This is a genomic window from Pelomonas cellulosilytica, from assembly GCF_021353265.1.
In the GTDB taxonomy this organism is placed as follows: Bacteria; Pseudomonadota; Gammaproteobacteria; order Burkholderiales; family Burkholderiaceae_C; genus Pelomonas; species Pelomonas cellulosilytica.
On record NZ_JAJTWU010000002.1, the window covers coordinates 528,411 to 549,599 of the forward strand.

The 21,189-nt window shown below is 68.9% G+C and carries 18 protein-coding genes; 13 read left to right on the forward strand and 5 right to left on the reverse strand.

Features of this window, described 5'->3' with window-relative positions; all coding sequences use genetic code 11:
• Positions 1 to 333: 333 nt before the first annotated feature.
• Positions 334 to 1,494, reverse strand: a complete 1,161-nt coding sequence (locus tag LXT13_RS06335; RefSeq protein WP_233370895.1) for a LysM peptidoglycan-binding domain-containing protein — start codon at positions 1,492 to 1,494, stop codon at positions 334 to 336.
• A gap of 129 nt (positions 1,495 to 1,623) precedes the next feature.
• Here LXT13_RS06335 and def point away from each other — a divergent pair, with 129 nt between their 5' ends.
• The 9 genes from def to LXT13_RS06380 all read left to right on the forward strand — a co-directional run bounded on the left by def (position 1,624) and on the right by LXT13_RS06380 (position 10,268).
• Positions 1,624 to 2,160 (forward strand): peptide deformylase, encoded by a 537-nt coding sequence (gene def / locus LXT13_RS06340; RefSeq protein WP_233370897.1) that lies wholly within the window; start codon positions 1,624 to 1,626, stop codon positions 2,158 to 2,160.
• A gap of 19 nt (positions 2,161 to 2,179) precedes the next feature.
• Positions 2,180 to 3,145: a methionyl-tRNA formyltransferase gene (gene fmt / locus LXT13_RS06345; RefSeq protein WP_233370898.1), complete on the forward strand. Its 966-nt coding sequence runs from the start codon at positions 2,180 to 2,182 to the stop codon at positions 3,143 to 3,145.
• A gap of 84 nt (positions 3,146 to 3,229) precedes the next feature.
• The gene (gene htpX / locus LXT13_RS06350; protein ID WP_233370900.1) at positions 3,230 to 4,075 is read left to right on the forward strand and encodes a zinc metalloprotease HtpX; all 846 of its coding nucleotides are present in this window, start codon (positions 3,230 to 3,232) and stop codon (positions 4,073 to 4,075) included.
• Between the two features lie 37 nt (positions 4,076 to 4,112).
• Positions 4,113 to 4,499 carry a hypothetical protein gene (locus tag LXT13_RS06355; protein ID WP_233370902.1) on the forward strand — a complete coding sequence of 129 codons (387 nt, stop codon included), beginning with the start codon at positions 4,113 to 4,115 and terminating at the stop codon, positions 4,497 to 4,499.
• Between the two features lie 113 nt (positions 4,500 to 4,612).
• The gene (locus LXT13_RS06360; protein ID WP_233370903.1) at positions 4,613 to 5,368 is read left to right on the forward strand and encodes a head GIN domain-containing protein; all 756 of its coding nucleotides are present in this window, start codon (positions 4,613 to 4,615) and stop codon (positions 5,366 to 5,368) included.
• Positions 5,369 to 5,427: 59 nt separating this feature from the next.
• Positions 5,428 to 6,147, forward strand: coding sequence for an AzlC family ABC transporter permease (locus LXT13_RS06365; protein ID WP_233370904.1), 720 nt, complete (start codon positions 5,428 to 5,430; stop codon positions 6,145 to 6,147).
• Positions 6,140 to 6,469, forward strand: a complete 330-nt coding sequence (locus tag LXT13_RS06370) for an AzlD domain-containing protein (protein WP_233370906.1) — start codon at positions 6,140 to 6,142, stop codon at positions 6,467 to 6,469. Before LXT13_RS06365 ends, LXT13_RS06370 begins: the two co-directional genes overlap by 8 nt.
• Before the next feature lie 148 nt (positions 6,470 to 6,617).
• Positions 6,618 to 7,811, forward strand: coding sequence for a phosphoglycerate kinase (locus tag LXT13_RS06375; protein WP_233370907.1), 1,194 nt, complete (start codon positions 6,618 to 6,620; stop codon positions 7,809 to 7,811).
• 129 nt (positions 7,812 to 7,940) lie between these two features.
• Positions 7,941 to 10,268: an NADP-dependent malic enzyme gene (locus tag LXT13_RS06380; RefSeq protein ID WP_233370909.1), complete on the forward strand. Its 2,328-nt coding sequence runs from the start codon at positions 7,941 to 7,943 to the stop codon at positions 10,266 to 10,268.
• Here the strand turns inward: LXT13_RS06380 and LXT13_RS06385 are convergent.
• Positions 10,210 to 11,130: a DMT family transporter gene (locus LXT13_RS06385; RefSeq protein WP_233370911.1), complete on the reverse strand. Its 921-nt coding sequence runs from the start codon at positions 11,128 to 11,130 to the stop codon at positions 10,210 to 10,212. The genes LXT13_RS06380 and LXT13_RS06385 overlap by 59 nt on opposite strands.
• 245 nt (positions 11,131 to 11,375) lie before the next feature.
• On the opposite strand from LXT13_RS06385, the gene pyk reads away from it, so the two are divergent.
• Positions 11,376 to 12,806, forward strand: a complete 1,431-nt coding sequence (gene pyk, locus LXT13_RS06390) for a pyruvate kinase (protein WP_233370913.1) — start codon at positions 11,376 to 11,378, stop codon at positions 12,804 to 12,806.
• A 27-nt stretch (positions 12,807 to 12,833) separates the two neighbouring features.
• Here the strand turns inward: pyk and LXT13_RS28775 are convergent, their stop codons facing one another.
• Both LXT13_RS28775 and LXT13_RS06405 read right to left on the reverse strand, forming a co-directional pair.
• Complete coding sequence (locus LXT13_RS28775) at positions 12,834 to 13,196, reverse strand: MerR family transcriptional regulator (protein ID WP_349254823.1); 363 nt, start codon at positions 13,194 to 13,196, stop codon at positions 12,834 to 12,836.
• Positions 13,197 to 13,275: 79 nt separating this feature from the next.
• On the reverse strand, positions 13,276 to 14,526 hold the full coding sequence (locus tag LXT13_RS06405) for an NRAMP family divalent metal transporter (protein ID WP_233370915.1): 1,251 nt from the start codon (positions 14,524 to 14,526) through the stop codon (positions 13,276 to 13,278).
• Between the two features lie 100 nt (positions 14,527 to 14,626).
• On the opposite strand from LXT13_RS06405, the gene LXT13_RS06410 reads away from it, so the two are divergent.
• The gene (locus LXT13_RS06410; RefSeq protein ID WP_233370917.1) at positions 14,627 to 15,577 is read left to right on the forward strand and encodes a glycosyltransferase family 2 protein; all 951 of its coding nucleotides are present in this window, start codon (positions 14,627 to 14,629) and stop codon (positions 15,575 to 15,577) included.
• Positions 15,574 to 16,365 carry a ChbG/HpnK family deacetylase gene (locus LXT13_RS06415; protein WP_233370918.1) on the forward strand — a complete coding sequence of 264 codons (792 nt, stop codon included), beginning with the start codon at positions 15,574 to 15,576 and terminating at the stop codon, positions 16,363 to 16,365. Before LXT13_RS06410 ends, LXT13_RS06415 begins: the two co-directional genes overlap by 4 nt.
• On the opposite strand, the gene LXT13_RS06420 is transcribed toward LXT13_RS06415, so the two are convergent.
• On the reverse strand, positions 16,352 to 17,743 hold the full coding sequence (locus LXT13_RS06420) for an ArnT family glycosyltransferase (protein ID WP_233370920.1): 1,392 nt from the start codon (positions 17,741 to 17,743) through the stop codon (positions 16,352 to 16,354). The two genes, LXT13_RS06415 and LXT13_RS06420, sit on opposite strands and share 14 nt — an antisense overlap.
• 866 nt (positions 17,744 to 18,609) lie before the next feature.
• Here LXT13_RS06420 and LXT13_RS06425 point away from each other — a divergent pair.
• A complete protein-coding gene (locus LXT13_RS06425) occupies positions 18,610 to 21,171 on the forward strand; it encodes a TonB-dependent receptor (protein WP_233370922.1) in 2,562 nt (853 codons plus the stop codon).
• The last annotated feature ends 18 nt before the right edge of the window (positions 21,172 to 21,189 follow it).

The following is a 21,189-nucleotide window of genomic DNA, read 5'->3' on the forward strand; positions in this document are numbered from 1 at the left end:
TGGCTCGGCCGCTGCCGGCAGCTGATGCGGGTAGTTGGCGTCGCCGATCGCTAGCATCCGATGCCCGGGTTCGGCCAGCCACGCTTCGGCCTTGGCGATCAGCTCGGGTAGGTGCTCGGGCGTGGGGCAGCGCCTCGCGCGGATTTGGGTGGCAGAGCTTGCTCCAGTGCCGGGGCGGGCAGTTCGAAGAAGGCCTCCAGCCTGCCCGCCATGGCCAGCACGCGGCGTGCGGCCGCCGGGCCGAGACTTTTGGTCAGCCGCAATTAAGTGGCCAGTTCGGGGCTTTCAAGCGTGGGCGATCCGCTCGTATTCAGCGGCGCACGGGCCGCTGCGTCAGGGCTGGGTGAAGCGGTCGCCCGGCTTGACCGGTTCCTTGACGGAGATGATGAGCGCGTACGACACCCGCTCGTAGACCTCGAAGACGAACAGGATGCCATGACGCTCGTCCGGCAGCTTGATGGCCTGCGGGCGCTCCTGTGTCTTGTCGATCTTGGCATCGCCATCGCGCCAGAGCGCGAAGACATGGCCGCGCTCGACGCCGTCGCGCTTGCCGCGGTTCAGCGCGACGATCTGGTTCTGGCCGGCATTCAGTGCGTCACCGTACAAAGCCGCGATTTGACCCGCGAGCGGCTTATCCGGCGCGTGCGGCACATAGCGCTCCAGGTCGCGCTGGGGCGCCGGCGCCAGCCGGTCGCCGATGCCCACTTCCTGCTTGACATCCCGGATCTGCAGCGTGGCCGGCACGATCTCGGTCTTGCCGTCGGCGGTTCTGCGGTCCTCGCCCGGGCGGATCAGGTCGGCGGTGCCGACGTACGGGGCCTCGTAGCCGAGGATCTCGTTCGTCGTCGGATCGCGCAGCGGGCGCGACGTGCGGAAGACGCGGAAGTCCGTCGCACCGGCGAAGTCGCCGCGGGCATAGGCCAGGTCGTTTCGGCCCAGCAGCACATGGCCTTCCTGCGCGGCGACGATGCGGGGCGCGGTGGCCAGCGCATCGGTGTCGAAAACGGCCGTGTCTGTGAGGAAGGCCTGGATCAGATGCAGCGGGATGACCGGGATGGGGTTGGCGTCCAGCGGCGAGACGCGCATCTGCGGCTTCAGCTTGACGACATCGCCCGGGCCGTCGCCCACGCGCTGGCCGAACTGCAGCCGGGCGCGGCCATCGGTTTTGACGAGGACGAGGATCTGGCCCGGGTAGATCAAGTGCGGATTGCGGACCTGGTCGCGGTTCATGCCCCACAGCTCGGGCCAGCGCCAGGGGCTCTTCAGGAACAGCTTGGAGATGTCCCACAGCGTGTCGCCGGCGACGACGGTGTGGCTGTCGGGCGCGTTGGCGGCCAGTTCGGACAACGGCACACCGGCGGAGGCGACCTGGTCGGCCACGCGGCGCTGCTCCGGCGTCACGGGCAGGTGGCTGGCTTGTGCTGAGACAGTGGTCGCCGCAAGGGCCAGGCAGGCCGCGAGGACCGAGGTGAGGGCGAAACGGGCAGCGGGCATCGGGCGCGGTCTCCGAGGGGGATTGCCGGATCGGCGAAAATCTGCGCGATTCTGCCCGTATTCAACCCGGCTGGACTGCGCTTGCGAGTGCTTACAACCTCCGTGCCGTGGCCGCCTGCCTACAACTTCATGGCCCAGCTCCCCATCCTCCGCTACCCCGACCCACGCCTGCATACCGTCGCCCAACCCGTGGCGGCAGTGGACGAGCGCATCCGCCAGCTCGTCGACGACATGCTCGAGACGATGTATGCCGCCGATGGCGTGGGACTGGCCGCCACGCAGGTGGACGTGCACGAGCGGGTCATCGTTATCGACACCTCGCAGGATCGCGACACGCCGCGCGTGCTCATCAACCCCGAGCTGTTGAAGACGAGCGAGCGCATGGTCGACGGCGAGGAAGGCTGCCTGTCCGTCCCGCAGATCTATGACAAGGTGCCGCGCCATGCCGAGGTGACGGTGCGGGCCACCAACCGCGATGGCGAGGTCTACGAGTTCGACGCCGACGGCCTGCTGGCGGTGTGCGTGCAGCATGAGATGGACCACCTGATGGGCAAGGTCTTCGTCGAGTACCTCAGCCCGCTCAAGCGCGACCGCATCAAGACCAAGATGGTCAAGAAGACGCGCGAGGAAGAGGCCGAGGCGCGCAAGCGCAACCAGCGCTTCTGACTGCGAAGCGCGTCGCGTCATGAGAGTCGTTTTCGCCGGCACGCCCGAGTTCGCCGCCGTCGCGCTGGAGGCGTTGCTGCAGGCTGGCTTCACCATCCCCCTCGTGCTGACCCAGCCCGACCGGCCCGCCGGTCGCGGCATGAAGCTGCAGGCCTCGGCCGTGAAGCAGCGGGCGCTGGCGGCCGGCATTCCGGTCGCGCAGCCGCAAGGGCTGAAGCTTGACGGCAAGTACGCCGCCGATGCAGTCGCCGCGCGCGACGCGCTGCAGGCGGCGCAGGCCGACGTCATGGTGGTGGCCGCCTATGGGCTGATCCTGCCGCAGTGGGTGCTGGACCTGCCGCCGCGCGGCTGCCTGAACATCCACGCGTCGCTGCTGCCGCGCTGGCGCGGCGCGGCGCCCATCCACCGGGCCATCGAGGCGGGTGATGCCGAGACGGGAGTGACCATCATGCAGATGGACGCCGGCCTGGACACCGGCGCGATGTGCGTCATCGAGCGGCTGGCCATCCGTGCCGACGACACCACCGCCACGCTGCACGACCGGCTGGCAGCGCTCGGCGGGCGGCTCATCGTCGAGGCGCTGGAAATGGCCGCCTGTGGCGGCCTGCCGCAGACGCCACAGCCGGCCGAAGGCGTCACCTATGCCCACAAGATCGACAAGGCCGAAAGCGCCATCGACTGGTGCCAGCCGGCCGCCGACATCGAGCGCCGCTTGCGCGCCTTCGACCCCTTCCCGGGCGGCGTGGCCACGCTGGCGGGCGAGACATTGAAGGTGTGGCGGGCCGAAGCAGCAATTGGCGCGGGTTCGCCGGGCCACGTCATCGCGGTGGACGAGGGCGGCCCGGTCGTCGCCTGCGGCAGCGGCGCCTTGCGCCTGACCGAGCTGCAGCGGCCGGGTGGCAAGCGGGCGCCGGCCGCCACGCTGATGCACGCGCATCCCATCGGCGTCGGCCAGTCGTTCGACGTGTCGGCACCTCCTGCCTGATCCTCGCCACCGCGTCGTGCGGCTTGAATGCGGCGCGTGAGGCACCATCTGTGTCGCGTTGTCCATGAACGGAGGGCTGGTGCGATGTTCAACCTGATGAAGACCGCCATGCTGATGGCCGCCATCACGGCGCTGTTCATGGCGGTAGGCCTCATGATCGGCGGCCGCACCGGCATGCTGATCGCGTTGCTGCTGGCCGCCGGCCTGAACTTCTTCAGCTACTGGTTCTCTGCCGACATGGTGCTGAGGATGTACAACGCCCGCGAGGTCGACGCTGGTTCCGCACCGCAGTTCCACCGCATGGTGGCCGAGCTGGCGCAGCGGGCTGGCCTGCCGATGCCGCGCGTCTACCTGATCGACGAGGACGCGCCCAACGCGTTCGCCACCGGCCGCAACCCCGAGCATGCCGCGGTCGCCGCGACCACCGGCATCCTGCGGCTGCTGTCCGAGCGCGAGCTGCGCGGCGTCATGGCGCACGAGCTGGCCCACGTTGCCAACCGCGACATCCTGACGAGCACGATCAGCGCGACGATGGCCGGCGCGATCTCCATGCTGGCCAATTTCGCGACGTTCTTCGGTGGGCGCGACGAGCATGGCCGGCCGACCAACCCGCTGGCCGGCATCGCCGTGGCCATCCTCGCGCCGCTGGCCGCCAGCCTGATCCAGATGGCCATTAGCCGGGCGCGCGAGTTCGAGGCCGACCGCGGCGGCGCCGAGATCTCCGGCGACCCCGCTGCGCTGGCGTCGGCGCTGGACAAGATCCACCGTGTCGCCCAGGGCATCCCGCTCGCGACGACTGAGGCCCACCCCGAAACGGCACAGATGATGATCATGAACCCGCTGTCTGGCGGCGGCCTGCGTGGCCTGTTTTCCACCCACCCGGCGACCGAGGAGCGCATCGCGCGACTGCTCGCGATGGCCCGGCGCTGACCTCAAGTTGCCGCCGCAACCGCCGATACCTCAGCAGATGAAGCGTCTTGTCCTCCTTTCCCTGCCGCTGCTGATGGCACTGAGCGCCTGCGAGCAGCTCGGCATCGACGACCCCGTCAAGGTGGCCGCCGCCAAGGAGGCCGACGCCAAGGCCATCGGCAGCGCCTGCCGGCATGCGATGCGCGCCATCGAGGACTGCTACGTGCTGAATCCCAAAGCGCAGAAGGCGGCGGTCTACGCCGGCTGGCGCGAGATGGACGAGTACATGCGCGAGAACAAGCTCGAAGGCATTGCGCCCGTCGTGCCGCGCCCCGGCGCCAAGCCGGCGGCGGATGACGCCGAGGTCAAGCCGGCCGAGAAGTCCGCCGACAAATCCTCCGACAAGCCGGCGGAGAAGTCGGCCGACAAGGCCAAGGCACACTGAGGCGCGTCGGGCTGCATTTCGGCCCCTCGATCCTGCGGGCTGTCGCGCCAGGCCCCACCGTCAGGCCGAAGCCACCGATGATGCGCTCCACGCCAACCTCGATGGAGCTCGCCATGCAACGCACCCGCCGCCTGTTCGCCCTCGGTCTCGTCGCCGCCAGCCTGTGCGGCTCCGCCAGTGCCTGGACCTGGGGCTGGAGCAGCGGAGAGCGCGTCTCGGGCAACGGCGACCTCACGACCGAGGCCCGCGACACCGGCACATTCGACGCCGTCTCGGTGGCGGGCGGCTTCAACGTGACGATCCGCCAGGGTCAGGGCACCAAGGTCGAGCTGAAGGCCGACCGCAACCTGCTGCCATACATCGAGACCAAGGTTGTCGACGGCGGTAAGGGCCGCACGTTGCAGATCGAGCCGAAGAAGGGCGTCAGCATCTCAGCGTCCAATAACCCGAGCTTCACCATCGAGATGCCGGCGCTGCGAGGCGTCTCCGTGGCCGGCTCGGGCACCGTCAAGGTGGAAAGCATGAAGACGGGCGCCGTCGACGCCAGCATCGCCGGCTCGGGCGACATCCACTTCGCCGGCCTCGACGCCGAGCGACTGGGCATGAAGGTCAGCGGCAGCGGCGACATCGTCGCGGCCGGCCGCTGCGGCTCGGCCACGGTCTCCATTGCCGGCAGCGGCGACGTGCGCGCGGCCGAGCTGGTGGCCGACGAGGTCAAGGTCAGCATCGCGGGCAGCGGCGACGCCCAGGTCAACGCGGCCAAGCGCCTGAACGTGTCCATTGCCGGCAGCGGCGATGTGAAGTACGCCGGCTCGCCGGAGATCACGTCGTCCATCGCCGGCAGCGGCAAGGTGCGTCGGATCAACTGACCGCACTGCCTGCGGCATGCCGCGGGCGAGGGTCTTTCGGCGCCGCCGACAATGGCGGTATGAGTTTGTTCAAGAGGCTGCGTGCGCTGGCGGCCGATGCCGATTTCCGACAAGGCGCGCGCGACATGGCCTCGCCGTCCCTGGGCCTGGCCGCGTGGGGGCTGGTGACCGGGGTGACGATGGTCAAGAGCGGGCTGAGCCTGCCGCTGGCCATGGGCATGTCGCTGATGGTGTTCGCCGGCAGCGCGCAGCTGGCGGCACTGCCGCTGATCGCCTCCGGCGCGCCGCTTTGGGTGCTTCTGGCCACGGCGTTCTGCGTGAACCTGCGCTTCGTCATCTTCAGCGCGCAGTGGCGTCACTACTTCGGTCACCTGCCACGGGCGCGCCGGCTGATGCTGGCCTACTGCGCGGCGGACTTGAACTTCGTCACCTTCGTCAAGCGCTGGCCCGACCCCGTGCCGGCGCCGGGGCAGCGGCGCTACTTCCTCGGCGGCGTCGCCGTGAACTGGCCGACCTGGCAGTTCTGCTCCTTCACCGGCATCCTTCTGGCCGATCGCATCCCGACGCAGTGGGGCATCGGCTTTGCCGGCGTGCTCGCATTGCTGGGCGTGTCGTTCACGCTGCTGACCGATCGCACGCTGTGGTGGGTGGCCGTCACGGCTGGCGCCGTGTCCATCGCCACCTACTCGCTGCCCCTCAAGCTCAACATCCTGTGCGCCATCGCGGCGGCCGGTGCGGTGGGCTGGTGGCTGGATGCGCGAAAGGCGGCCCATGAGTGAGCCGCTGATCTGGCTGGCCCTCGTGGGCCTTGCATGCATCACCGTCGTCACGCGCGGCTTCTTCATGATCGCCGACCGGCCCTTGCCTGTGCCCGGCTGGCTGCGCGAGCTGCTGAAGGTCGCGCCGCTGGCGGCGCTCGTCGCCGTCATCGCGCCGGAGGTCTTCATGACCCAGGGCCATGTCATCACGACGTGGCAGGACGCGCGCTGGCCCGCGGTGCTGGTGGCGACGGCCTACTACTTCTGGCGCCGCGGCATCCTCGGCACCATCGTCGTCGGCATGGCGGTGATGCTACCGCTCCGGCTCGGCCTCGGTTGGTGACGTGAGCCCGCTGGCCCGCGGCGGCCGCGCCGAGCGCGGGCAAGCGCACTGCCTGCTGGCCGCCCCGCAGTTTCAAAGCGGTACCGTGCCAGCCGGAAGCTCCGGCGAGAATCGCGCCAGTTTTTCTACGCAACTTCACCGCCCGACCATGAACGTCATCCGCTTCTCCGACCTGATCGCTGCCGGCAAGGTGGCCGGCCAGCGCGTCTTCATCCGCGCCGACCTCAACGTGCCGCAGGACGACGCCGGCAACATCACCGAGGACACGCGCATCCGCGCCTCGCTGCCGGCCATCAAGATGGCGCTGGAGGCGGGCGCCGCGGTCATGGTGACGTCCCACCTGGGCCGCCCGACCGAAGGTGAGTTCAAGCCCGAGGATTCGCTCGCGCCCGTGGCCGCTCGGATGGCCGAGCTGCTGGGCCGCCCGGTGCCGCTGAAGGCCGACTGGGTGGACGGCGTGGCCGTCGCTCCCGGCGAGCTGGTGCTGCTGGAGAACTGCCGCGTCAACAAGGGCGAGAAGAAGTGCAACGACGAGCTGTCGAAGAAGCTCGCCGCTCTGTGCGACATCTTCGTGCACGACGCCTTCGGCACGGCTCACCGCGCCGAGGCGACGACGTATGGCATCGCCAAATACGCCAAGATCGCCTGCGCCGGCCCGCTGCTGGCCGCCGAGATCGACGCCATCACCAAGGCGCTGGCCAACCCGCGCCGCCCTCTGGTGGCCATCGTCGCCGGCTCCAAGGTGTCGACCAAGCTGACGATCCTGCAAGCGCTGTCGGCCAAGGTGGACGGTCTCATCGTCGGTGGCGGCATCGCGAACACCTTCATGCTGGCCTCGGGCCTGAAGATCGGCAAGTCGCTGGCCGAGCCGGACCTGGTGGACCAGGCCAAGGCCGTCATCGACGCGATGAAGGCGCGCGGCGCCGAGGTGCCCATCCCCGAGGATGTCGTGACGGCCAAGACGTTCGCCGCTGGCGCGACGGCCGCCGTCAAGGCCGCTACGGCGGTGGAGGATGACGACCTGATCCTCGACATCGGCCCCAAGACGGCCGCCAAGCTGGCCGAGCAGCTCAAGGCCGCCGGCACCATCGTCTGGAACGGCCCGGTGGGCGTGTTCGAGTTCGACGCCTTCGCCCATGGCACCGAGGCCATCGCCCGCGCCATCGCCGAGAGCGTGGCCTTCAGCATCGCCGGCGGCGGTGACACGCTCGCGGCGATCTCCAAGTACGGCATCGAGAAGGATGTCGGCTACATCTCCACCGGTGGCGGCGCCTTCCTGGAGGTGCTGGAAGGCAAGACGCTGCCGGCTTTCGAGATCCTCAGCAAGCGCGCGGCGGGCTGAGCTGAGCGGTGGCGAAGAGGGGCCGCTGCGCCCCTCCATACTTCTCTGCATGAACAGCCAGCAATCCGGCATCGCCCGGCGCTGAAACCCGGCGTAACCTCGCGGTCCCTCCTCAGGAAGACCGCGACCGTGGAAAAGAACAACGCCCCCCTTTCGCCTGCCGAAGCCGCCCTGCGCGACGCCGCGCTGGACTATCACCGCGCGCCCACGCGCGGCAAGATCTCCGTCACGCCCACGAAGGCGCTGAGCAACCAGCGCGACCTGTCGCTGGCCTACTCGCCGGGCGTGGCCTATCCGTGCCTGGACATCGAGCGTGATCCGTCGCTGGCGGCGGACTTCACGTCGCGCGGCAACCTGGTGGGCGTCATCACCAACGGCACGGCCGTGCTGGGCCTGGGCGACATCGGCCCGCTGGCGGCCAAGCCGGTCATGGAGGGCAAGGGCTGCCTGTTCAAGAAGTTCGCCGGCGTCGACGTCTTCGACATCGAGCTGGCCGAGCGCGACCCGGACAAGCTCGTCGACATCATCGCGGCGATGGAGCCCACGCTGGGCGGCATCAACCTCGAGGACATCAAGGCGCCCGAGTGCTTCTACATCGAGCGCGAGCTGTCCAAGCGGATGAACATCCCCGTCTTCCACGACGACCAGCACGGCACGGCCATCATCTCGTCGGCCGCGCTGCTGAACGGCCTGGAGCTGGTGCGCAAGGACATCGCGAAGGTGAAGGTCGCCGTGTCCGGTGCCGGTGCGGCGGCGATCGCGTGTCTCGACGTCATGGTCGGGCTGGGCGTAAAGCGCGCGAACGTCTTCGTCTGCGACTCGCGCGGCGTCATCCAGAGCGAGCGTGAGGACGCGAAGGCCGGCAAGCTGGACGAATCCAAGCAGCGCTACTGCCAGGTCACGCCCGCGCGCACGCTGGCTGACGTGGTCGCCGGTGCAGACGTCTTCCTCGGCTGCTCGGCCGCCGGCGTGCTGAGTGCGGACATGGTCAAGACGATGGCCGACAAGCCCATCATCCTGGCACTGGCCAACCCCGAGCCAGAGATCCGCCCTGAGCTGGCCAAGGCCGTGCGGCCCGACTGCATCATCGCCACGGGCCGTTCGGACTATCCGAACCAGGTCAACAACGTCCTGTGCTTCCCCTACATCTTCCGTGGCGCGCTGGACTGCGGTGCGACCAAGATCACCGAGGGCATGAAGCTGGCCTGCGTGCGCGAGATCGCGGCACTCGCGAAGGCCGAGACGAGTGACGAAGTGGCGGCCGCCTACGCCGGCCAGGAGCTGGCCTTCGGGCCGGACTACCTCATCCCCAAACCCTTCGATGCACGGCTGATCCTGCGCATCGCGCCGGCCGTCGCGGCCGCTGCGGCGGCCGACGGCGTCGCCACGCGACCGGTGGCGGACCTCGACGCCTACCGCCAGTCGCTGGAGCGCTTCGTCTACCAGACCGGCATGTTCATGCGGCCGGTGTTCGCGGCAGCCAAGGCCGAGCCGGCGCGCGTCATCTATGCCGAGGGCGAGGACGAGCGTGTGCTGCGCGCGGTGCAGGTGGCGCTGGACGAAGGCATCGCGAAGCCGACGCTGATCGGCCGCCCCGCCGTCCTGGAAGCGCGCATCCAGCGCGCCGGCCTGCGGCTGAAGCTGGGCGCCGACGTGGCCGTCATCGACCCCGAGGACGACCCGCGCTTCCGCCAGTACTGGGAGGCCTATCACCAGCGCATGAAGCGCAACGGCGTCACACCGGAAATGGCCAAATCCGCCGTGCGGCGCTCCAACACCGCCATCGGCGCGCTGGCCATCGAGCTCGGTGACGCCGACGCGATGATCTGCGGCATGGTCGGCCGCTTCGACCGCCACCTGGAGCAGGTGCGCGACCTCGTCGGGCTGCGGGACGGTGCGCGTCAGTTCGCGGCGATGAACGCGCTGATGATGGAGACGATGACGCTGTTCATCGCCGACACCTTCGTCAACGACGACCCGACCGCCGATGAACTGGCCGACATCGCCGCGATGGCGGCGGACGAGGTTCGCCGCTTCGGCCTGCCGCCCAAGCTGGCCTTCGTCAGCCACTCGATGTTCGGCTCCAGCACGCGGCCGTCGGCGCTGAAGATGCGCCGCGCGCACGAGCTGTTCGCCGCGGCCCACCCCGAGGTCGAGTGCGACGGCGAGATGCACGGCGACGCGGCGCTCTCGGAGAGCGTACGCCACGCCTTCCTGCCCGACAGCAAGCTGACCGGCGCCGCCAACCTGCTGGTGCTGCCGACGCTGGACGCCGCCAACATCCTGTTCAACGTGCTGAAGATCAGCGCGAGCCAGGGCGTGACCATCGGCCCCATTCTGCTCGGTGCCGCCGCGCCGGTGCACATCCTGACGCCGTCGGCGACGGTGCGCCGCATCGTCAACATGACGGCTCTGGCGGTGGCCGATGTGCGTGAGGCGAAGGCCGCGCGGGGCTGAACTGCGCCAGCGCGACGCCGGCCAGGATGACGCCGGCGCCCAGCAGCTTGGGGGCGGTGAACTGCTCGCCGCCCCACAGCCAGGCGGCCAGCCCGGCAACTAGCGGCATCAGGTAGATCAATGGCGCGGTGCGGGCCACGCCGCGCCGTTCGTTGGCCCAGCCCCAGGCCAGCCAGCCGAGGAAGCCGCCGCCGGCGACCTGCCACAGCGTGCCACTCCAGACCCAGGCCGGTTGCGCGGCCCAGTCCATCGTGGCCAGCGCCGGCGCGCACCACAGCAGCATCGGCCCCGTGCAGACGAGGCTGCCATAGGCCAGCACCGTCACGCCGCCGTGATGCTGGATCAGCGGCTTGCTGGCCACCGTGTAATAACTGAACAACGCCGCGGCGGCCAGCAGTGTCAGGTCGCCGAGCGACGCCTGCCAGTCCGCGGCGCGCAGCTTGTCGGCCGTGAACAGCAGCGCGCCGGCCGCAGCCAGTGCCACACCCGCCACCTGGATGCGTGAGAGCCGCTCGACACCGCTGATGCGCAGGATCAGCAGCGTGAACACCGGGCCGCAGGCCAGCAGCACGCTGGCGCTGAAGGCGGTGGAGCCCTGCATGCCGTACGCCGCCAGCAGCAGGTGCAGGCCCTGGCCCACCAGCGTCAGCCGCACCAGCGGCCCGATCTCGGCGCGGTCCAGCCGCGGCCATCGGAGGCCGAAGCGCCAGCACAGCAGCGCCATGGCGCACATCGGCACCAGCAGGTAGCGCAGCCCCAGGAAGCCGGCCGGGCCCACCTGCGTGAACAAGGCCTTGGACAGCGGAAAGTTCAGGCCCCAGGTCAGCACGACGGCGAGGGCAGCGGCCAGCGAGGTGTTCATGTCGGCCGGCATATTCCCACAGGCGGCGCTGCGGCCAGGCTGGCTTCGCCGGCCTCGCCATGAGGTGCCCCGTTCGTAACCCGCGCCAAGCCGGCGCAGCCCGGTGGCGGCCCGCGGCCCGGTGCGACGGGCCGTAGAGCCCCCGTCGGGCCTGGGCGCAAGCCCGCTGCACCGAAATGCGACGAAACTCATTGACCGTTGCGCGGCCCATAATTCCGCGCCTCCTCAGAAACACGAGACAAGCCATGACCCGCGCTACCAAGATCGTCGCCACCCTCGGCCCTGCTTCCAACACGCCGGAGGTGCTCGAAAAGATGATCCGCGCCGGCGTCGACGTCGTGCGGCTGAACTTCTCGCATGGCAAGGCCCAGGACCACATCGATCGCGCCAACATGGTCCGCGCGGCGGCTGAGCGCGTCGGCAAGTCGGTGGCCATCATGGCCGACCTGCAGGGCCCGAAGATTCGTGTCGGCAAGTTCGAAGGTGGCAAGATCGAACTGATTCCCGGCGCCAGTTTCATCCTCGATGCCGACCGCACGGAGCTGGGCAACCAGGAGATCGCGGGCCTGGACTACAAGGAGCTGCCGCGGGACGTGAAGCCTGGCGACACGCTGCTGCTCAACGACGGCCTGCTCGTACTCACCGTCAACTCGGTGCGCGGCGCCCAGGTGCACACCACCGTCAAGCTGGGCGGCGAGCTGTCCAACAACAAGGGCATCAACAAGCAGGGCGGCGGCCTCACGGCACCGGCACTGACGGCCAAGGACATGGACGACATCAAGACCGCGATGTCCTTCCAGTGCGAGTACCTCGCCGTCAGCTTCCCGAAGAACGCCACCGACATGGAGATGGCGCGCCAGCTGGCCAACGTGGCCGGTGAGCCGTGGCGCCACAAGCCGGCCATGATCGCCAAGATCGAGCGCTACGAGGCAATTCCTCACCTCGAAGCCATCCTGAAGGCCAGCGACGGCATCATGGTGGCCCGTGGCGACCTGGCTGTGGAAGTGGGCAACGCGGCGGTGCCGGCGCTGCAGAAGCGCATGATCAAGATGGCCCGTGAGCTGGACAAGGTGTCCATCACGGCCACGCAGATGATGGAGTCCATGATCGTCAACCCGGTGCCGACGCGCGCCGAGGTGTCCGACGTGGCCAATGCAGTGCTGGACGGTACCGACGCGGTCATGCTGTCCGCCGAGACTGCCGCCGGCAAGTTCCCGATCGAGACCGTCGAGCAGATGGCCGCCATCGCGCTGGAAGCCGAGCGGGCCGAGTTCGTCACGCTGGACACCGACTTTGCCGGCCGCCAGTTCGGCCGCATCGACCAGTCCATCGCGATGGGCGCGCTGTTCACGGCCCACCACCTGGGCTGCAAGGCCATCCTGGCGCTGACCGAGTCGGGCTCCACGGCGCTATGGATGAGCCGCCACCGCATCAACGTGCCGATCTTCGGTCTCACCAGCCAGCTCGTCAGCCAGCGTCGCATGGCGCTGTACCGCAACGTCAAGCCGCTGCTGATGCCCGAGTTCAAGGACCGCGACGAGGCGCTGGCTGCGGCCGAGAAGCTGCTCGTCGAGCGCGGCGTGCTGATGCCGGGCGACACCTACGCCATCACCTGCGGCGAGCCGATGGGTTACCCCGGCGGCACGAACATGCTGAAGGTCTGCCGGGTGGCCTGACCCAATGCTGCAGCAGGGCTGGCTGCTTCAGTGACTGTGCCCGACGTGGCTCTTTGACGGCAGCTCGGCGCCCGGCTCGGCCAGGCCTTCCAGGATCGCGCAGGCCTGCTCATCACCGCGACACCGCGATCGCAGCGCCACCAGTTCTCGCTCCAGCTCCTGCAACGCCGCGATGCGCGTACTGGCGTGGCCGATGTGCTCGTTCAGCAGTGCATGCGCCTCGCCGCCGTGCCCGCCGCCTTGCAGTCGGGGCGACGCGAACATGCGTGCCGTCTGGCTGTGCAGCCGCAACGACGCGCTGGGCAATGTGGCGTTGATCGCCACCGGCGGCACGCTGACGGGCCAGGCCTGGCCCGACCTGCAGGTGGCGGTGACGATGGCGGGTCTCACGCTGCATTCGTCCCGCCAGGTGCTGGCGCATGCGCGGAGTGAACTGCGGCACACTGCGGGTGCTGACGCCGCCATCGCGTCAGGCCATCGCCAGCGCCAACACCGTGAGCGCCATGACGCCCGTCGCGACCCAGCCCAGCACCCGCAACTTGCGGCCGATGACGTGCGGGCCCATGACCGCGGGCCGTGTGGCCAGCACCATCATCGCCGCCATGATGGGCACGGCCGTGATGCCGTTGAACACCGCCGACCAGAACAGTTGCCGCACCGGGTCCATCGGCGCGAAGCACAGCGCCACGCCGCCCAGCGTCGCCACCGCGATGACGGCGTAGAAGCCGCGGCCCTCGCCGCGCTCGAGCTTCAGGTCGAGGCTGTCGCGCCAGCCGGCCACCTCCGCCACCGCGTAGCCGGCTGAGCCGGCCAGCACCGGCACGGCGAGCAGGCCGGTGCCGATGATGCCCAGGCTGAACAGCAGCGCCGCATGTTCGCCAGCAATGGGCCTGAGTGCCTGCACCGCCTGGGCCGACGTCTCGATGTCGCGCACGCCGGCCTGGTGCAGCGTGGCGGCGGCCGCCAGCATGATGCAGAAGGCGATGCCGTTGGAAAACCCCATGCCGATGTGCGTGTCGACCTTGATGCGGTGCAGATGCGCGTGCACCTGCGCCGATGACAGTGCCTTGCCGGCGGTGCGGCCGCGCAGGTCTTCCACCTCCTGGCCGGCCTGCCAGAAGAACAGGTAGGGACTGATCGTCGTGCCGAACAACGCAACGACCATCAGCAGCGTGTCGCGGTCCCAGCGCAACTGGGGATGCAGCGTGCGCCGCAGCACGTCCACCCAGTCCAATCCCAGCACGGCCACCACGCCCACGTAGGCCAGCAGCGCGAGCGTCAGCCACTTCAGCCAGCGCACATAGCTGTCATAGCAGAGGAAGACCTGCATCAGCACGCTCGCAATGCCGAAGGCCAGCGCATACAGGTGCACCGAGCCGCCCGCCAGCAGCCTGACGGCCGCGGCCATGGCAGCGATGTCGGCCGCGATGTTCAGCGTATTGGCCGCCAGCAGCAGGGCCACTAGGCCCAACAGCACCGGCCGTGGGAAGGCTCGCTTCATGTTGGCCGCCAGACCCCGGCCGGATACGTAGCCGATGCGGGCACTGACGACCTGGATCGCCGTCATCAGCGGCAGCGTGAAGACGAGGCTCCACAGCATGCCGTAGCCGAAGCGAGCACCGGCCTGCGAATAGGTGGCGATGCCGCTGGGGTCGTCATCCGCGGCACCGGTGATGAGGCCGGGGCCCAGCTTTCCGAGCACATTGCGAAGCGCTTTCATGGCCGGCGCCTTGGCAAGCGGCGCTCCTGCGTGCTGGCCCGACAGCGCGCGGTCAGTCCTGGGCAAGCGGCGTGTCACATCGCGTCCGCAGAATGACGCCATGTCCCGACGCCTGCCGAATGCCAGCCTCGACGTGGTACTGCCCGCGTTCAACGAGGCGGCCAACCTGCCGGCCCTGTTCGCCCGCCTGCGTGGCGTGCTGCCCGCGCTGACGCCGCACTGGCGGCTGCTCCTCATCGACGACGGCAGCAGTGACGACACCGCCGCCGTCGCGCAGGCCGCCATCGCCGCAGGCCTGCCGCTGCGCTATGTGAAGCTGTCGCGCAACTTCGGCAAGGAGGCCGCGTTGACGGCCGGCCTAGCGCTGGCAGATGCCGACTGCGTGCTGCTGATGGATGCCGACGGCCAGCATGCCCCCGACCTCATCGCGCAGATGCACCAGGCCTGGATGCGCGGCGCGGACATGGCCTGCGCCGTGCGCGCGCATCGCGACGAGGAAGGGCCGCTGAAGCGCTGGGGCACGCGGCTGTTCTACGGCGTCGTCAACGCCTCGACGCGCACGCGGATTCCGCCCGACGCGGGCGACTTCCGGCTGCTGGACCGCCGCGTCGTGCAGGCACTGAACGCCTTGCCGGAACGCAACCGCTTCATGAAGGGGCTGTATGCGTGGGTGGGCTTCCGCACCGAGTTCCTGCCCTACGAGCCGCTGCCGCGCACCAGTGGCCGCAGTCACTTCTCGTCGCGCGGGCTGCTGCGGCTGGCCTTCACCGGCGTGACGGCGTTCAGCAACCTGCCGTTGCGCATTTGGAGCGCCCTGGGCGGCGCCATCGCCGTCGTCGCGCTGGCCTACGGCCTGTGGATCGTCGTCGAGCACCTGCTCTACGGCCATCCGCTGCCCGGCTGGCCCACGCTGGTCGTCGGGCTGATGTTCTTCAGCGGCGTGCAGCTACTGTCCATCGGCATCATCGGCGAGTACGTCGGTCGCATCTTCGACGAGGTCAAGCAGCGGCCGGTCTACCTGGTGGCGCAGGACACCGGCAACCCGGCATGACGGCGCCGCGGCGGCTGGCCGTCTGTGCGGACGACTACGGCCTGGGCCCGGCGATCGACCGCGGCATCCTCGCGCTGGTGGCGCAGCGGCGCATCACGGCGCTGAGCTGCCTCGTGACGCTGCCGCGCTGGCGTGAGGCGGGCGCCTCACTGCAGGGCTGCGGCGCCGCGGCCGGCCTACATGTCAACCTGACCGAGGGCGAGCCGCTGAGCGCCGCGTTGCGTGACGAATGGCCGCGCTTTCCGGCGCTGGGCGTGCTGCTCGCCCGGGCCTTCGCCGGCCGCTTGCCGGCCGCGGTGGCCGGCGAGTTCGACGCGCAGCTGCAGCGCTTCATCGACGTGACCGGCCGCGTGCCGGCCTTCATCGACGGCCATCAGCATGTGCACGCGCTGCCCGGCATGCGCCCGCTGGTGCTGGCCGCGGCGCGGCGCCTCGGCGTACCGGTGCGCAACACCGGCCACGTCGTGGGGCCGGGGTTCGCCGCCAAGCGCCGCATCATTGAAGCCTGCGGCGGCCGTGCGCTGGCCGGCGCGCTGCGGTCCGACGGCATCGCGCATGCGCCGGCGCTGGTGGGCGTCTACGGATTCGACCCCCGCGCCGACTACCGAGTGCTGGTGCAGCGCTGGCTGGCCCGGGTGCCGGACGGCGCGCTGCTGTTCTGCCACCCGGCGCTGGGCGAAGCGGATGCGGGCGACCCCATCGCCGCGGCGCGCACCCGCGAGCACGCCTACCTCGCCAGCAGCGCGTTCGCCGACGATCTGGCTGCCGCCGGCGTCAGCCTGGGCTGACCGGCTGCGGGCACTGCGCCGGCCGCGGCAGCTCGAACAGCGTCGCGCGCCGGCCGGTGAACACGGGCCGCGCGTCAGGCAGCTCGTCGCGCGGGGTGGCCAGCAGCCAGATGCGGCCCGGCTGGCAGCGCTCGCGTGCCAGTCGTGCAGGTGTCCACAGCACCTGCTCGCCGCGCAACGGGTCGAAGCGGGCGGCATCGGCCAGCTCGCGCCGCCAGTTGTCGCGCGGCTCCGGCCGGTCCCAGTTGCCCAGCACGGCCGGTGGTGCGGCCAGCTGCGCCTGCAGCCGCAGGTCGAAGAACGGCTCGCCTGCCAGCAGCACCCGGTCGCCCGGCGCCATGCGCTGGCGCAGCGCGGCGCCGAGGTCGGCGTGGTCCGGCGCCCCCCAGTGCGCCAGCGCCGGCACCAGCCCTGCGCAGAGCAGTGCGCCTGCGGCCCAGGCCCAGCGCTCGCCTCGCCGGTCGCGCCAGGCTTCGGCCAGCATCAGTGCCAGCGGCAGCAGCGCCGGCAGCACGTAGCCGACGAGCTTGGAGCGCGGCAGCGAGAAGAAGCCGACGATGACGACGATCCACCACAGCGCGAAGCCGCCGCGCCGTAGCGCCGGCCACAACCGCAGGCTCGCCGGCAACGTGCCCAGCGGCAGCACGACCAGGTAAAACCAGAACGGGTGGGCGTTGTTGAAGCGGCCCTCGGTGTAGCGGTGGAAGTGCTGCTCGACGATGAAGTAGTCGAAGAAGCCCGGGTAGCGCTGTTGCATCGCCAGCATCCACGGCAGCGCGACGGCGGCGAACACGGTCAGCCCGAGCGGATGCAGCGCGAGGCGCAGGTCTGTCCATCGGCGCTCGCGCAGCAGGCCGGGCAGGACGATGAGGCCGGGCAGTACGACGCCGATCAGCCCCTTGGACAGCAGGCCCAGCCCCATCGCCGCCCAGGCGCCGCACAGCCAGGCCAGTCGGTGCCCGCCGCCGGCGAACGCGCGCCGCGCCGCGACGACGGCCAGCGAGATCCAGCCGGCGACGAGCATGTCATGGTTGGCGTACTGGCCGCCCAGGTAGAACAGCGGCAGCACGGCCAACCAAGCCAGCGCGCGCCGCGCGTTGCCGGGGCCGTCGGCCGCGCGCGCCTCGATCCACAGAGCCAGTCCCAGCAGCCAGGCGCCCAGCAGCGGCGCGGCCCGCAGCGCCAGCGGCGAGGGCCCCAGCAGGTGCATCGCCGCCATGTCAACCCAGTACATCAGCGGCGGCTTGTGGAAGTAGGGCAGGCCGAAGAGCGTGGGCGTGAGCCCGTCGCCCGACAGCATCTCGTAGGCCACGCCGCCGTAGCGGCCTTCGTCGGGCAGGGCCACGGGCCGCCACCCGGCCAGGGCGGTGAGCCACACGGCCAGCAGGGCGAGCGGCCACCCGTCAGGGAGGCGGCGGAATGTCGCCGCAAGGTTCGAAAAGCGCATCCGCCGAGACTAGGCCGCCGCCATGACACCGTGTTTCGCCGAGCTTGCGCGTGGGCGTCAGCGCGCCCGCAGGGGCCGCGGGATCGTCAGAGGTTCGTCAGCTGCGCTGTGGCACGCGCCTGGTCTGGCTGATGGCCCGTGTGTTCAATGCCCTGCCCCGGACCAGGGCAGGCGCCGTGGACCCATCAACAAAAACCGGCCGCCCGATAAGGGGCGGGTCGTACTGCAAATATGCAGGCCACGCAATAGTCATGCGCGCGCACGATAAATATGCAAACCGCACAATAAGAATGCGGTCAGCACGCGAGGCTGAGCAATATAGGTGCGGCGGCGTCTGACTCGCCCGGATTTGCGTTAATTGCGCCTGTGATATCAATGCGCAGAACCGACCTATCAATCGGGGCTTCAAACGCCGCCTTCTGAAGCATGTCTACCAAGCGGGTGGTGCTGACTCAGCGCGCCCTTGGCTGCTGATGAGCGGCTTCCGCTGTCCGGCGAGTCGCTAGCTACCGGGCGTGGAGCCGCCACCGCTCGCCAACCGGCCATTTCGCAGGACGGCACCGTATGACTAGTCCCGTATCGCTGATCAGCATGTGTCGCTGACGACTGTTCGTGAAGTTTTGTTTCCGGTTGGTGCCTTGCGACAAATCCACAACATCGCGCGCCATCCGTATTCGCCGCAGTGGCAGCTGTCATTAAAACTCCAAATAATTTACTAAGTAGTACGAATGGCGTGCCTGCCCGGTCGGGGCGGTTTTTTGCGACGAAGCGCTGCGCGCTTAATTGGAGTGATTGGGATGATTCATCAGAAATTGGGCCGGTTCGCCCTCACGACGCTCAGCGTGGCGGTGACGGCCATGGTGTCCGCGACGGCAGCGCAAGCACAAACAGCGAACGACGCCGACAAGGACAAGGCGGCAGCGCAGAAAAAGGCAGCTCCCGGCGACACGACGGCCCAGCGCGCCAATGCGTCGACTACGTCGAACACGACGAATGCCAACGCCACCAAGGCCACGATCAACTCGCTCGAGAAAGTCACCGTCGAGGGGCGCCAGCAGCTCGGTGGCGGCCTGATGTCCGTGCAGGTCGCGCCCAAGGCGGTTTCCACCATCACCCGTGCCGCCATCGAGGAAGCGGCTCCGAGCGCGACCTACGCCCAGCTGATCGACACCATCCCCGGCGTCGTCGCCATCACCGACGATCCGAGCGGCCTGTTCGACGCCAACTACCAGATCCGCGGCTTCACCAACGACCAGATCGGCGTCACGGTGAACGGCGCGCCGGTCAACGACAGCGGCAACTACCGCGTCTACCCGACGGAGTACGGCGACACGGAGAACATGAACGACATCACCGTGCTGCACGGCTATCCGGACGTGGACCAGGCGGTGGCGGGGGCGGCGGGCGGCTCGATCGCGTGGTCCACCATCGATCCCTCGCACAAGTTCAGCGTCGACACCACGCTCTCCGGGGGCAGTCGCAACTATCAGCGTGAGTTCATGCGCGTGCAGACCGGAGACATCGGCCCGGTTCGTTCGTGGCTGTCCTACTCCCACAACAGCACGGACGTCTGGCGCGGCAAAGGGAACGCGCAGGTCTGGAAGGTGGACGGCAAGTCGGTCTGGACCATCGACAGTGACAACTCGATCTCGGCATCGCTGCAATACAACCACCTGATTCGCACCGGCGGCTATCAGTTCATCACGCAAGCGGCGTCCGTGGCGGACTACTACGCCAACTACGACACCGCCTACACAGCGACCAATACCGCCTACTACAAGCTGCACGTCAACCCGTTCAAGGACTACATGCTGAGCCTGGACGGCGAGTTCACGCTGACCCCGTCCCTGCACCTGACCGTAATCCCATATTTCCAGTACGGTTCCGGCGGCGGGGGTTCTGGCTACACCTTCACCGAGAACACGACGCCCGGCAATGTCGGCCGCTTCAGCTACGTCAACTTCGACCTGGACGGCGACGGCGCCGTCACCAACGGCAAGAAGGTGATGACTTACAGCTACAGCGGCTCGCAGACCTGGCGTCCCGGCGTGCTCGCCAAGCTGATCCAGGACTTCGGCGACACCGACACGCTGACCTACGGCGTCTGGTTCGACCGCCCGCGCCAGGAGCAGAGTCAGAACTACTCCAAGGTGGACGCCGACGGCAACCCGCTCGACATCTGGGGCGGCAGCAACCTCATCAGCTACGTCGACGGCGGCGGGCCGCAATACAACTACCTCAACTACACCACCACCACGCTCAAGCGCGCCTTCATCAGCAACGAGTGGACGCCGAACAGCCAGTGGACGGTGACGCTGGCGGGCGCCTACACCAGCGTCGAACGTGCGGGCTACGGCTACCAGCACTACGGCGCGCATGCGGCGGCCGCGAGCCTGGCCTACACCAACCAGTTCGGCGGCAGCAGCTCGCACACCTGGAACAAGTTCACCCCTTCGGCGGGCGTGAAATTCCAGTACGACAAGGCCAACCAGTTCTTCCTGGGCTACGGACGCAGCTTCCGCGCACCCGTCAACGGTGTCGTCACGCAAAGCGACGCGGTGCTAGCGTTCTACGAGCAGAACCCGGACGAGGTGGCCTTCAGCGGCTACACGCCGGCGCAATTGCGCGCAGCGCTGGAAAAGCTGGCCGTCAACCAGCCGGAGACGGCCGACACGGTGGATATGGGGTGGCGTTACTACCACGGCGCCTTCTCGGGCAGCGTCGACATCTATGCCTCTGACCTGAAGAACAAGCAGGTCAACGGCTACGACAGCGCCAGCAACCAGACCGTGTACCTGGCCGTGCCGAAGCTGCGTCAGCGCGGCATCAACGCCGAGGGCGCCTACAAGGTGAGCCGTAGCCTGAGCCTGTACGCGTCGTATGCGCATACCAAGTCGACCATCATGGACGACACCTTCGCGCTCGGCGACGGCACCTATCCCACCGCGGGCAAGTCCTTCGTGGACATCCCGAAGAACACCTTCGCGCTCGGCGTTAACTACCGCAACGGCCCGTTCTTCATGAGCGTCAACGCCAAGTACCGCAGCGAGTTCTGGGCGGACTGGGTAAATACCGAAAAGGCGCCCGGCTACGCCACGGTGAATCTCAACACGGGCTGGAACTTCGGCGACGTGGCCTCGTGGGCGCACAAGGTCAAGCTGAAGCTCAACGTGACCAACCTGACGAACAAGAAGGCCGTGACCTTCGCGAGCGCCACCAACTTCCTGTCCAACAACCCGTCGGGTGCGGGCCAGTTGATCGACTCGAACACGGGCAAGGCCTTGTACGCCAGCGCCTCGACCTACAACCTGCTGGCTCCGCGCGCCGTGATGCTCAGCCTCAGCGCGTCGTTCAACTGAGGCCCTCCGTCAGACCAC